This window comes from Pedobacter sp. T50_32, from assembly GCF_057652195.1.
Genome location: NZ_JBYFBY010000002.1, coordinates 907,218 through 921,236 on the forward strand (window position 1 = coordinate 907,218; position 14,019 = coordinate 921,236).

At 38.7% G+C, this 14,019-nt stretch carries 11 protein-coding genes; 1 reads left to right on the forward strand and 10 read right to left on the reverse strand.

The features are described 5' to 3' along the window. Positions 1–16: 16 nt before the first annotated feature. Genes AC23ME_RS09250 through AC23ME_RS09270 form a run of 5 tightly spaced genes read right to left on the reverse strand, consistent with a single transcriptional unit; the run spans position 17 to position 5,453 of the window. Positions 17–949 (reverse strand): glycerophosphodiester phosphodiesterase family protein, encoded by a 933-nt coding sequence (locus AC23ME_RS09250; RefSeq protein ID WP_487727472.1) that lies wholly within the window; start codon positions 947–949, stop codon positions 17–19. Between the two features lie 10 nt (positions 950–959). Then, positions 960–1,559 carry a histidine phosphatase family protein gene (locus AC23ME_RS09255; protein ID WP_487727473.1) on the reverse strand — a complete coding sequence of 200 codons (600 nt, stop codon included), beginning with the start codon at positions 1,557–1,559 and terminating at the stop codon, positions 960–962. Further along, the gene (locus AC23ME_RS09260) at positions 1,552–3,021 is read right to left on the reverse strand and encodes an FGGY-family carbohydrate kinase (protein ID WP_487727474.1); all 1,470 of its coding nucleotides are present in this window, start codon (positions 3,019–3,021) and stop codon (positions 1,552–1,554) included. The genes AC23ME_RS09255 and AC23ME_RS09260 overlap by 8 nt, the downstream gene beginning before the upstream one ends. 1 nt (position 3,022) lies before the next feature. Then, positions 3,023–4,462: an FGGY-family carbohydrate kinase gene (locus AC23ME_RS09265; protein WP_487727475.1), complete on the reverse strand. Its 1,440-nt coding sequence runs from the start codon at positions 4,460–4,462 to the stop codon at positions 3,023–3,025. Between the two features lie 4 nt (positions 4,463–4,466). Beyond that, complete coding sequence (locus tag AC23ME_RS09270; protein ID WP_487727476.1) at positions 4,467–5,453, reverse strand: NAD(P)-dependent oxidoreductase; 987 nt, start codon at positions 5,451–5,453, stop codon at positions 4,467–4,469. Positions 5,454–6,032: 579 nt separating this feature from the next. Here AC23ME_RS09270 and AC23ME_RS09275 point away from each other — a divergent pair. After that, positions 6,033–8,045 carry a calcineurin-like phosphoesterase C-terminal domain-containing protein gene (locus AC23ME_RS09275; RefSeq protein ID WP_487727477.1) on the forward strand — a complete coding sequence of 671 codons (2,013 nt, stop codon included), beginning with the start codon at positions 6,033–6,035 and terminating at the stop codon, positions 8,043–8,045. Between the two features lie 57 nt (positions 8,046–8,102). On the opposite strand, the gene AC23ME_RS09280 is transcribed toward AC23ME_RS09275, so the two are convergent. Genes AC23ME_RS09280 through AC23ME_RS09300 form a run of 5 tightly spaced genes read right to left on the reverse strand, consistent with a single transcriptional unit; the run spans position 8,103 to position 14,019 of the window. After that, positions 8,103–9,017: an endonuclease/exonuclease/phosphatase family protein gene (locus tag AC23ME_RS09280; protein ID WP_487727478.1), complete on the reverse strand. Its 915-nt coding sequence runs from the start codon at positions 9,015–9,017 to the stop codon at positions 8,103–8,105. A gap of 9 nt (positions 9,018–9,026) precedes the next feature. Next, positions 9,027–10,670, reverse strand: a complete 1,644-nt coding sequence (gene pafA / locus AC23ME_RS09285; protein WP_487727479.1) for an alkaline phosphatase PafA — start codon at positions 10,668–10,670, stop codon at positions 9,027–9,029. Beyond that, positions 10,670–11,593 (reverse strand): glycerophosphodiester phosphodiesterase family protein, encoded by a 924-nt coding sequence (locus AC23ME_RS09290; protein WP_487727480.1) that lies wholly within the window; start codon positions 11,591–11,593, stop codon positions 10,670–10,672. Before AC23ME_RS09290 ends, pafA begins: the two co-directional genes overlap by 1 nt. Continuing rightward, positions 11,594–12,721 (reverse strand): metallophosphoesterase, encoded by a 1,128-nt coding sequence (locus AC23ME_RS09295; protein ID WP_487727481.1) that lies wholly within the window; start codon positions 12,719–12,721, stop codon positions 11,594–11,596. Between the two features lie 56 nt (positions 12,722–12,777). After that, positions 12,778–14,019, reverse strand: coding sequence for a DUF5689 domain-containing protein (locus AC23ME_RS09300; protein ID WP_487727482.1), 1,242 nt, complete (start codon positions 14,017–14,019; stop codon positions 12,778–12,780).

Here is a 14,019-nt window from a genome sequence, read left to right on the forward strand (position 1 = left end):
AGGATCAGATTTGATTCTATAGCTTAGCTTTACCCAAATATTTATGCTGAGGTGTCTTCTTGGGCACTAACGTTTTAATCGCTTCCGCAACTTCAACAGGTAAATCCGACTCTAAAATATCAGCACCTCCTTTAAAGATTTCTACAAAAGCTTTCGCACGTTCTTCTGCTGTTGGTAATTTGTCGTAAGTTGGGGCAGAAGATATCATTACCATCACTTTCTTTTCCTGCAACCACTTCATTAACTCTCTATTTTCTGGCGTATATTCTGGACCTATGTAAGCAATAATACTCTCCCAAGGAATACCTGCTTTAACATATTCGTCATAAGCTTTTTTCGTTTTGATATGCACCGACAACATCCAATTTGGGTTTTGCTCCAGATAGAATTTTGCCTGCTTAGCGTTATGAACAGTGAGCATTACCGCTTCGTTATTGCATTCCTTTAAAATACGGGCAGTCATTTCTAAGGGCACATCTTTTTTATCCAAATTCATCACCGTTCTCCCTTTACTCCATAAAATAGCTTCTTTTAAGGTTGGAATTTTAGCATCAGTTACATTTCCTTCTGGATCTTTTAAACGTAGTTTTTGGATTTCGGCATAAGTATAATCCGATAGTTTGCCCGTTCCATTTGTAGTTCTTTCTAAAGTTGCATCATGCATTAAAACCGCCACACTATCTTTTGTTAATCTAGGGTCTATCTCAAAAAAAGAAGGCATATATTTTAAGGTATTTGCAAAAGTTTCCATTGAATTTTCTGGAAAACCTTTAGTCATACCACCACGGTGTCCGCTAATTATTGGATAATTGGTTTCACCGTGTTTAAAAAAGGTTTTTAGTTCTTTTACGTTTTTAAACTTTAGCACATTGATTTCGGTCTGCTGCGCAAAAGCTGCAAAAGGAAATAATAAGGCCGCTAACGTAGCTTGTTTCACAAATGATTTCATCTCTATGTTTTTATGATGTTGTATTCAATTTTTCTAGTAAAAACTCTCCATTCTCATCCATTTGGAAGAAGGTTAAAGAAGAGTTGTGTTGTACAATTCGTCGGTAATTTTTAAGTGGCATGCCCAATTTATGCGCCATAAACAATCTGTTGATGCCGTTATGCCCAACCACTAAAATGGTTCCGTCTTGATGTTTCTGTAGCATCTCATTAAAAAAGTCGTCTACTCTTGTCACCACTTCGGTAGCATTTTCGCCTGTGCCACCTGCTGCTGCTTTAGCCGGATCTGCAGACCATTCGTTCCATAAAGCTGGATTTTCTGCTACAAATTCTTCTCTTTTTTTACCCTCCCAAGTACCGAAATCTATCTCAATTAAACGTTCATCTGCAATTACCAAATTGTTACCAGATGCAATTTTTGCAGTTTCATTTGCCCTTTTTAACGGCGACGAGTACACCGCATCTATTCTTTTTTCTTGCAATTGCAACGCAACAGCTTTTGCCTGCGCAATTCCTTTATCAGTTAAGGTAATATCTGTTCTTCCACAGTATCTATTTCCGTCTGCATTGTATTGGGTTTCGCCATGTCTTAATAAATAAACGTTAAGCATAAACCTCCTCTTGTGTAATAATTTCTCTATCAATTAATTGTTGTAAAAACTGGCGATAACCTTCTTCATATTTTTTTGAAAGCTCTTGATCAGGTTTTATTTCTTTTTCCATAATGGTAAGTTGAGCAACAGCATTTATAATATTATCAAAATATGTTTTTGAAGCTGCTAATATTGCAGCGCCTACACCACCAGAAACATGCTTCATCTTCACTATTTTTTTGTTCAAAACCGAACTCCTAATTTTTAACCAAACATCGCTATTACTGGCACCGCCTGCCGTATAAACTACCTCTACTTTTTCATCAGAAAGTTCTTCTAATAATTCGTAAGCATATCTTTCTAAATAAGCTACGCCTTCCATAGCAGCGGCAAACATTTTATCTTTACTCAAATTATCCATACCAAAACCTATAGCATGAGGCGCTGATATTGGAAAACGCTCACCTTGTTGCATTAGAGGATAAACCACTTTACCTGTGGGAATTAGTTGCGCTGCATTAGTATTTAGAAGCGCTAAATCTTCGTTAGCAAATTTTTCACTTATCCAATCTGCTCCTGTATTACTTGCTCCGCCTGGCATCCACAATCCATCGATAGCATGCCTGTGACTGTAAATTCTTCCTTTGGCATCCACAATTTGTTTCTGTGTAACCCCTTTAATTACCAAAGTTGTCCCTATGGTGGTATTCCAGTCGCCAGGCTTAATTGCACCAGCAGCAATTTGCGAAGCACAACCATCGGTAATTCCGACCGTAACCACGGTATTGCCATTTAAGCCTAGTAAATTGGCCTGTTCCTGATCTAAATTCCCAATCACTGTTCCAGAAGGCATTACTTTTGGCAACCATTCCTCTTTAATTCCCAAATGAGTACCGATGTAACTCGGCCATTTTAATTCATTTACATCGTAGCCAGATTTAAATGCATTTGTATAGTCGGTAATTCCCCTCTTTCCACTCAATTTTCCAGTAATGTAATCTGCAGCGTGTATCCATTTAGCTATTTTTTTAGCCTTATCAGGATAACTTTGTGAGAACCATAACATTTTAGCCAAACCACTCGATGAATTGAAGGTATTAAAGCCATTACCATAATATTCGGCTGCTGCCATAGTACACAATTTGCCAGCATCTTCAGAACGCTTATCACTGTACATCAACGCATTGTGCAATGGCTTATTTTCCGCATCTAGCGGGATGACCGTTCCAGATGTAGAGGTTACTCCAATGGCTTTGATGCGAGCTAGATCAATCTTGCCTTTAACCGCCAAAACCATTCGCTGTAAAAGCTCAACGCAACAAGTCCACCATTCGTCGGGATCTTGCTCTTGTCTTGATTTTTCATTGAGCTGAAATACCCATCCATCATCAAAAAGCAATGAACCTTTTACGTCTAACAGCACCACCCTCACGCCTTGCGTTCCCACATCAATCCCTACAAAATATGCTTCTCCACTCATCTTAAATAATCACTTCTTTAAAGGATTTCCTTGCTTTTTTCCAAGTTTCGTAATTCTGCTTATCTCTTTCCGTAAACACGGGATGGGTTTCGTCGATCACCACTCTTTCAATAGCAGGTTTTCCTAACGCTTGGTTACAAATTAGCGCGCCACCAATTGCCGATGACTGTCTATACGTATCGCAAATCAAAACTTTTTTACCAATAAGATTAGCTATTAGCCGCCTCAACTGTTTACTCTGTACGCCTCCTCCACAAGCTAATACGTAATCAGCTTCATGTTTAGCTACTTCATTTAAGCAATCGTAATTTTCTTTAATGCTACAAGCGATGTCCCACAGTGTGGCAAAGACAAAATCGGCACGTTTTAATGAATGTGATACCGGAGCATCGAAAATAAAACCGCCTTTTAAAATGGATGATTTTTCGGAAGCCACCAAAGAACCCAAAGAAGCCACACACTGTAAACCGTCTGCTTGTTGCAATTCCTCTTCCATTACCTCGTAACTCTCGTTCGGATAGAAAACTTCCTTTAAACGTTGGTAGTTAAGACCTGTAACACCCGCGTTGGTTTCTAACATAAAAGTGTCGGGTTCGATATGCCTGCCAGTCCAAGTACGTTGTTGTTGGTCGGTTTCGTAATTTTTACATATTTTAATGATCGGCGTAGTAGTGCCAGAAACAATGATGACATCATTTGCTAAAGGCTGTGTGCTTTTTGCAGCCAATTGTGTATCTGCGCCGCCTACAACCACAACAGCTTGGTTATCGATCCCAAATTCTGCCGCAATGCCTTCTTTAACTCTTCCTAAAATAGTACCGGAAGCCGTTAATGGGGGAAGAATAGCCGGATCAATTCCGAAAACATCACACAGATAAGCAGACCATTCTTGCTTTTGCACATCGTAGAGCAGGGTTTCTGATGCGTGTGAGTGCTCAAAATGTGGTACGCCACTAAATACGTATTCGATCCAATCGCTGATACTTAATACTAGAACAGTTTCGTTTGCGATATCTTGTTTTCGTTCTCTAATACCAACAATTTTTAATGCCGAAAACAACGAAGTTGGATATCTGCCCGACAACTGATAAATCTTATCCTTATCAGTCATGATGCTTTCCCATTCTCTCCCTCTATGGTCGATATTTGGTAAGCCTATCAACGCTTGCTCATCTTTACCTACCAAAACAATTCCTTCTCTTTGGCTGGTAGCAGTCACCGCAATGATTTTACACGGCACACTAGAAAAAATTTCGGCACACATTGATTTGATTTGCTGCCACAAAAATGCGGGCTCGAAATACAATGCATCTGGATAAAGGTGATCTTTGTGATATTGGATGTCTTGTGTTTGTATACTTAACACACTGCCATCAGTAGCAATTACGGCTACACGAGCATTTCCAGTACCAATATCTATCACCAAATAAGCTTCTGTCATAAGATTAGGATTTAACTACTAAAGCTTCTTGTTTCCAAGCCAGCAGTTGTTTATTTAATATCTCTACGTGATGGTCTTCAACCTCAAAAGTAGCGCCTGCGGTATGTGGCGTAGCTAGTACGTTTGGTGCATCAATTAACTGGTAATCTAATTCATCTGGCGGTTCATGATCAAAAACATCCAAAATAGCACCTTTAATTTTTTGGTTCAGTACCGCGTCTATCAAGGCATTTCTATCTACAACACTTGCTCTTGCAGTATTGATAAATATGGCATCCTTTCGCATGGAATTTATCAGATCGGCATTTATCATTCCAATAGTATGTTTGTTTACGGGCAAGTGAATAGAGACGATATCACAATCAGTAAAAATGGCTTGCAAACTTACTTTCTGATAAGCTGAATCATATTTTTCTACAAAAGGATCGTAAAACTTAACCGGGCACGGAAAAGGTTTCAGCATTTCGGCAATTCGCATGCCAACCGCACCAAAACCTACCATACCAACTGTTTTATTAGCTAACTCATTGCCTTTAAATTGCAAATACGACGTATGCGCTCCTTCTCCCCAGTGCTTGGCTTTTAACCAGTCTGCACTTGAAATCACCTTACGCATGAAACAGATCACATTAGATATCCATAGCTCTGCCACAGCTTGTGCGTTACGTGCCGGTGTGTGAAACACCTGAATACCAAATTTTTCTGCAGTAGCTAGCGACACATTCGAAGGCGTGCCCCTACATACACCAATAAATTGCAGATGGTTATTTTCAGCAATTACTTTTTCTGTAACGTGATCGTGCTCTGTAATTAAAGCATTTGCTTTTGAGCTGGCCAATAAAGCAATTAACTCCTGTTCATTGTATGCTCTTCCATGCTCCTTCCAAGGTTTGTAGATCACTTCACCAATATTTTCTGCTATAAATTTTCTGCCACTTTCATTGTAAGGTGCAGTAACCAATATTCTCATATTCTGTATCAATCTATTCAATTTATTTCTGCTAACTCCTGCTCGGATTACTTATAAAATATAGCTATACAATATATAAAAAGCCCAACAGCTAAGCCACCTCTTATTTTATCCGACAAACACTGTTCACAAGCCAAGCGACTACACATTCTGAATTTCAAAAAGAAAGTAAGATGAATTGTTCATGACTAGATAATTTGGTTTGATCTGTATTGCTAATTCAAATAAAAGAAAAAATTAAACAAAATAAAAGATAATTTAATAAAATTTAATTTTAAAATAACTTTTTAGAAAAATAAGTCATCAAAAACAAAACTAATCGGAAGGTCTCAGAAACTCAAAAACATCTTAAATTATTTCAACATATTCTACTCTTTTAATCATTAGCAATTTAAAGCATGATTTCCTACGTCTAGCAACGGCGTACAAGTTTATTAAATCAACATCAAATTATTGTTTCGATATCATTAAATAATAAACCACTAAAACAAATCAAAATTAAATTAACGTTAAAATGAAACAAAAAGAAATTAAATTAACCAAAAAAAGTTTTTATTTATTACTTTAGCTTAAACACTCTTCATCTTAAATTAAACCAAAATGAACAAAAGGAAAGAAAAGCGCAGTAGAACTACCATAACTAGGCGAGACTTTATTATTACTACTACTGTTGCTGGCTTAAGCCTCACCGTTTTTGGATGCAAAAAATCGGAACCGGCACCACCCACACCAACCCCACCGCCAACAGCAGGAAACGGACTGAAGATTACAAACGCAAGCATCCCCAACAAATTAAACTTCACCATAGGAAAAGAGCATACTTTTCAAGGAGAGGGTTTTGCTGTTGGCGATAAACTAATTTTTGTTTCACAAACAGACGCTACTAAAAGCTTTACTGCAGAAATTAAATCTGTAACCGCCAATAGCTGCACTTTCACTATACCAGCAGGTTTTATTGCCAGCAGTTACCGCATTAATATTACCCGTGGCAACGAGAGCTTGCTACTTGGATCTAGCACTGTAGAAATCGCGTTTCAAAACATACCAGATGTTGCAGGAATGACCGTTAAAGGAAGTGTACATGCTGCTGGAGTTGGATTGGCAAACGTAGTGGTTTCTGATGGCGTTGAGGTTACCAAGACCGATCAAAATGGCATTTACTATTTACCATCAAACAAGACTAAGAATTTTGTTTTTGTTTCTATCCCGGGAGGATACGAAGCGAGCAACAACAATACAATTTTACCCGCATTCCATAAAAGCTTTACTGCAAACGCCACTACGGTAGAGGTTATTGATTTTGAACTTAATACAGCAAATAATGACAAACACGTAATGCTTGCCTTGGGAGATATGCACCTCGCTAACAGAAACAACGACGTCACTCAGTTTCAAAATGGATTTTTAACCGATGCAGCAAAAACGATTACCAAATATAAAAACGAAGGCTACAAAGTTTATGGCCTAACCCTTGGAGATATGACTTGGGAGACTTACTGGTATGAAAACAATTATAGCTTCAGCCAGTATTTAGCCCTAATGAAAAGCATCAATATCCCTGTGTTTCATACTATGGGAAATCACGATAATGACCCCTACATTAATGCAGACTGGCAAGCAGAAACCGCCTACAGAGCGAGTTTAGGACCTACTTACTATTCATTCAATATTGGTAAAGTCCATTACATTGTACTAGATAACGTGCAATACATTAACACAAATGGCAAACAGGGAACATCAGGCGACAGAAACTACAACGGTGTAATTGTGGCTGATCAAATTGCTTGGCTAAAAAAAGATTTAGCGACGATTACCGATAAATCTACGCCAATTGTTATTGGAATGCATATTCAACTGAACAATGCCCCTACTTTAAGCGGACAGAATGAAACTGCTACATTACGATTGAATAATTCTACGGAATTCATCAATACACTTGCGGGTTTTACAGATGTGAATGTAATTACCGGACATACCCACGTTTGTTATGCTTACGAAAACAGCGCAAGCGTTATGGAGCATAACTCTGGAGCTATTTGCGCCACTTGGTGGTGGACCGGCAGAAGCGGTTATGCCAACAACCATATTTGTAAAGATGGAGCTCCTGGCGGATATGGCATCTGGAAATTCAACAATAAAAATTATGACTGGAAGTATAAGTCTATTGGATTTGAAGAAAATTACCAGTTTAGGGCTTACGACTTAAACAAAGTACATATTACCGCAGCCAAGTATGCACCACAAAGCACCGAAGCTTTATTACAGCCCTACAAGGGACCTTATGCAAATGCCAACACCAACAATGAAATTTTAGTAAATGTTTGGGGTTTTGATAAACAATGGAAGGTGGAAATACTGGAAAGTGGCTCACCATTAGCAGTTTCTAGGGTGAGAACCTTAGACCCATTGCATATTATTTCTTACGAAGCGTTGAGAGTGAACGCAAACGCTGTTCCTACCGAAGATTTTGTGACCACCAACTCGGCACATTTCTTTAAAGCAAAAGCTAACGGGGCTACCACACCTATAGAGGTTAGAGTTACCGATAGATTTGGCAATGTTTACAGCGAAACCATGAACCGTCCGAAAGACTTAGTAGTGTCGATGAAATAGCACAAAAAAGCCAGCTCCGAAAAACAACGAAGCTGGCTTTTTTTTAAAAAACGAAACCTACAGCTCTACATCCGAATACATGAAATAATGATCGCTTGGATAAAAGCCATTCTTAGAATCTTTAACCAGAACACAATTTTTCGCTTTCACATTTCCTTTGGTAAGAATATAATCAATTCTATTTCCCATTTTCCCACTTGCAGTTCTGTACTTATCCCCTAAAAAACCATGCCCAGTAGCGCCAGGATTTTCAGTTCCATTGATAGCCGCGTACTCATCAACAAAGTTAGCATCAGTTATCATCTTTAACGCCGCACTTGTTGGCGCAGAGTTAAAATCGCCTGTCAAAATCTGAGGAAAATCTTTTTTGTATTGGCCAGCTTCTGCCACAATCATTTCTACCTGTTTAGTCTTGGCTATTTCTGTACTATTTTTTGCGGTAGTAAGATGTGTGTTAGAAAACCTAAACGATTTTCCAGTAGTTAAGTCTTTTAACAAAGCATAATTTACATGACGAGCCCTATACGTGCCCCAAGCTTCGCTTCCTGCAATATGTGGTGTTTCCGAAAGCCAATATATACCAACAGAAAGCAGTTCAAACCTCGATTTTTTAATTAACAATGGATTTTTAGCAATACCCGCATACTCGGTAATTCCATCCATTTCGGGACCATCGTAACCTAAAACATAATAGTCTTTAAATTCATTTCTTAAATCTATCGCTTGTTGGTAAAATACCTCTTGAAGCCCCACAATATCTGGACTATATTTTTTGATCACCTCAAAACAATAATCTTTACGCTTCTTCCACCCCACTCCCTTTTCTTCGTCTTCTTTCAGATCTACTCTAATGTTAGCAGTCATCACCCTAAATTTACCAGCCTTGTCATTACTCGCTAGTACATCAATCGAAATTGTTGGCAATACAGACAATATCGCTGCGCTTTTCAGAAAACTTCTTCTTCCTTTCATATACTAAAATTATTTGCCCAACAATTCTAAAATCGGCACACCCACATTTCCATTAGGAGCTTGTATCTTTAATAAATTGGATAGGGTAATGGCAATATCATTTTGGTGATATATTCGATTTGTTGCACCAGACTTAACACCCCAGCCCATAAATAACAGCGGGATATGCGTATCGTACGGGTTCCAAACGGCGTGTGTAGAACCACTTCTTTTACTCGCGTCTAAATAGGCTGCATTTGGAACTATTAGAATAGAACCTGTACGTTTCCTATTATTCCCGTTAACAACCATTGTTTTTAAAGGCTCTGGCACGGGCGAACTTCCAATCTGGTCTACATCAATAGCGAAAAGCACACCAGCTTGCTGTTCCAAAAACTTTACTGCTGATTGCTTTACAAGTGCAAAATCTAAACCTTCTACCCTATCCATTTTGAAATAAACGCCGTAATTAGCAGTACCTTCTACCAAGCCTTTTACCTTAAACTGCTTCTCCAAATATTCATTTAATGATTTTCTTAGCGGCGACATTAATAATTGTCCGTTAGGCATTTTATTCTCTTCGAGGAAATCTAGCGAGTGTGCAACACCATGATCTGCAGTTAAAAAAATCAGATAATTACCTTTGCCATATTTAGTATCAAGATATTTTAGAAAACCAGCAATAGTCTTGTCCAATCTCAAATAAACATCTTCAATCTCGATAGCATTGGGACCAAATTTATGCCCCACATAATCTGTCGAAGCCAAATTAACTGTTAAAAAATCTGTATCGGCACCCTCTCCTAACTGATAACCTTCGATAGCCGCCTTCGCAAAACTTAGAGTCAAATCGTTTCCAAACGGTGTAGTTCTAATTGCAGATTTGTCTGCTTTGTAAATTTCTGATAAAGGATAAGGAAATGTTGATTTTGCATGCCCTTTAAACAAACCTTCCCATTTTACATCATCAGCCGAGCTTTGCGTATAAGTTTTGATAGGATAAAGTGTTTTCCAATCTTGTGACATCAGCTTTGCGGGCTCATTTTTTTGATTGAATTGATCAACCCAAGCTGGCAATTCTTTCATGTAGTAAGTACTGGTAATGAATTTTGCCGAGTTATCATCATACCAAAAAGCAGCATTTGCCGAATGTCCCGAAGGCAAAATAGCAGCCCTGTCTTTTAAAGAAACACCAACTACCTTCGATCGAAAATTAGTTGCCAGCTTAAGCTCATCAGCTACTGTATTCACCAATAAATTACGTGGCGATATTTGCCCTCCGTCGCCATCATCGCCTGATTTCACATTATCTATGCCCAAGGCCTTTACGGAAGTATCACCAACGCAGTAAACTTTTTCTCCAGTATAACGCTCTATCCAACTGTTGCCAGTAATGCCGTGGATAGCCGGTACCGAACCTGTAAAAATAGTAGCATGACCAACCGCAGTTTTAGAAGGTATATGGTTGATATAGGCATTTTCTACAGAAAAACCTTCGTTTTGCAATCGTTTAAAACCATCTGAGCCATATCTGTCCTTGAATTTATACAGATAGTCCCAACGCATTTGATCTACCACCAAACCAATAACTATTTTAGGTTTAGCTCTATCCTGTGCCCAAATATGGTTTGATATAATTGCTAGCGTTAATAGCGAAAGAATGGTTTTCTTCATTATGGTTTACTTGTTTTAAAAAACTTACGTTTGGTACTTTTTTCGGGCATATATTGTTGGATAGACTCGTAGGCTTCCAATGCCCTATCACTCAAAAGAATATCGGCACCGCCTTCTATTGTGCTTTGGTACGATTTCACCCTAACTTCTTTGTCCTTTTCCTTTTCCATTACTTTTGCAGTATACACAAAAACCATCATCCCTTTGCTGTGCACCAATTCATAAAATGATTTTTTCTTTGGCTGGCCAAAATAAGCAACCATATTTTGCGGAGGTACGCCCGTTTCTTCGTAAGCTTTTAATTTTTCTTCATTGCTTACAAAAATTTCGAACATCAGGTTTTTATCTTTCGCATAGTAAAAGGCGACTTCTTTAGGCTCGTAAGCCGAAATTAGCACACTGCTTTCTGCCTTATTTCTTTTGATGATATCGTAAAGCTGAGGCAATGGCACATCTTTTTTATCTAACATGATGATGGTTTTACCTTTTGCCCATTGCAAAACGTCATCTAAAGTATGGATACGATAATTGGTTAACTTACCCTTACTATCTTTCAACCTTAACTTCTTCACTTCATCCCACGTATAGTCGGATAGCTTTCCTTTGCCATTGGTAGTTCGATCCAAAGTGGCATCATGCAGCACCACGGCAACACTGTCTTTAGTCAGTCGCGGATCTATTTCGAAAAAAGCAGGCATCTTGGTAAGGATATACTCCAACCCAGCAATGGAATTTTCTGGATAAAGTTCTTGTGCACCGCCTCTATGTCCACATACTAAAGGAATTCTATCTGGCGTATATCGAAAAAACTCCCTTAAATCTTTAGTAGACTTTATTGATAAAGTATGCAAATTTTTATCTTGCGCAACTAGATCTACCCCACAAAAGAGAGCAATAAGGAGCATCCAAATCTTTTTCATCATCTATTTATAAAGTGGGAGTGAGAAGTTGCTGTCTTCATCATTTTCTTCCTGCACACCATCGGCATGCGGAATAAAAGTTCTAATATTTAAAGTTTGCTGGGTTTGGTTAAACTTCATCAACCTTAAAATACCATTACCACCATTTCTATCTTTTTCGGTATACTCTGGATTTCTTCTGCCTTGATAATCGGTTAACAAAACCTTGATTTTCCTACCTTCGAACTCTACTTCTTTTAGCGCTTCGCCACTAATATGACCACAAAGCATCATAAACACATTTGGCGAATGCTTAAACTTATCTATGATACGCTTGCCTTGCTTAGTGAAATTACCTGGTTTTGGTGCTTTTCCAGCACCAGCTATAAAATTGCTCTTGCTAGAAGTGTCTGGCCTAAGGATAGTATGGCTAACTACGATCGCTTTACGATCGGCATGTTTCGATAACACCTCAGCACCCCAATTATGCACTTTTTCTTCTAAAGCAGCATCATAAAGCTCTTTCTTACCAGGATCATTATACATTAGGTAAAGCACAATAAATTTCTCTCCGTTTGCAGTAAACAGATCAAAATGGCTATCGCTTGATTCATTGTTTTCAAACGATCCTCCATAATGTGGCTTACCTTCGAAGTGCTTGCGTCCAAAGTATTTTGTGTAGCCAATTTTTGTACCGTTTGGATCACCGTTTGGTCGTACATCGTGATTACCTACTGCAACACCGTACGGAATACCATGCGGCAAACCTGGTCGGGGTTTTTCTAAACGATACATTGCGTCTTTTGCTCGTTCCCATTCTTCGGGTGTTTTATCACCATGATCGGTAATATCGCCTACATGCACCACATACGCTATTTTTTCCTTTTCGGCATTTGCAGTTATCCAATCGATTTGATTATAAAACATAGCCATGGTGCCATTATGTTTCTCTGCAGTATAATATTGCGTGTCACCCAGTACGGCAATTTGAAAATACCGATCGTCTGCAGTTTGAGCTATCAGCGCTGCCTCTTTGGTAAAAAAACCCAAATGCCTTACACCTTGTGTAAGCACCAACAAGCTTAAAAAAGTGTAAAGAACAACTAATCTCTTCTTTAAAATGCTCGATGAAAAATTAGGATATGTAATCATTTGAAATAAATTAAAAGGTATTTGGAAAGTTAACCAAATACCTTTTGATAGAAAAATTAATTTTGATAAACTGCAATATCATCAACAAACAACCTCGCATTTGCTGCATCTTTGGTTATTCTAAACCTTATCGGCCCTTTAATATCAAGCACATACTCTTTGAAATACTTCATATTTTGAACCGTCACCAACAAATCATCGCCCAGTGACTGCCAAGTGTTACCTGAATCTTGCGAATATTCTGCCTTTACCGTAATTGGCAAGTTAGCATCGGTTGCAGACAAAGTAGCCGCACCGTAGTAAAAAGAGAACTTAGAAGCTCCATAAGGCAAGTTAAAATTCATTACCAAAGATGGTGCCGAATTGTTTCTCATCATTACTGCCCAAGTGCCGTTCTTATTTACAATGTTAGCAGAGCTGATAGAATACATATCAGACATCAACCATTCGCCAGACGGAAAAACATCTGAAGCACCTGCATAAGCGCTTTTACGAGCTGGATTTGTAGTGTGCGTTTCCCATCCCTCTGGGAAATTGAGGTACAATTGATCTGGCTTGTACGGTTCTAAAGACTGTCCCACATAATCATTTTCGCTCCTTAACCAGAAACTCGGCTTGTTAGCTGTGTTAAACAATGCAATACCCGTGTAATCTCCCAATCCTGGCACTGGCTTGCTCGCAAAACTAGCCGCAGCTTCGGTGTGCATCAAAATTGTATTCGCCCAATCGCTAAGCGGTATTTCTCCTGCAAAAGTTTGTCCTACGGTCATGTTTTCTACCACCGCCGACCTTAACTGAACCAAAGTGCTTTCATAAATAGCCATACTGTTAGTTACAGAAGTAAAAGTTGTAGCTGACGTGTGTATTTTTTGTGGGTTGCCACTAGATATTTTAGCTACTGCACCTGCTGGCAGCTTAGAAATCTGCAAAATACCGTTCACCCTCTCCAAAGTAGACCCATCTACTCTCACAACAATAGAATCGCCAGCAGTATATTGGCTTGCCTCTGCACCTAGTGCCAAGGCAATTCCGCGAAGCTGCTTACGACGATAACTTTGCATGATCACCAATCCATTCGGCGCATTGCCGTTTCCAGGATCTGAAATTACAATTCCACAGATGCTTGTAGCCCCCATCATGTTATCAGTTTTTAACAACAATGGAGTCTCCTGATACATCGATTTAATATCAGCTACAGAAATTAATGGACTTGGCTTTCCCGTTATCTTTTCTTCTTTTTTGCACGAAACCGCAAAGCATACGCTCAATACAAATAAAATTGATAATATATTTTTCAT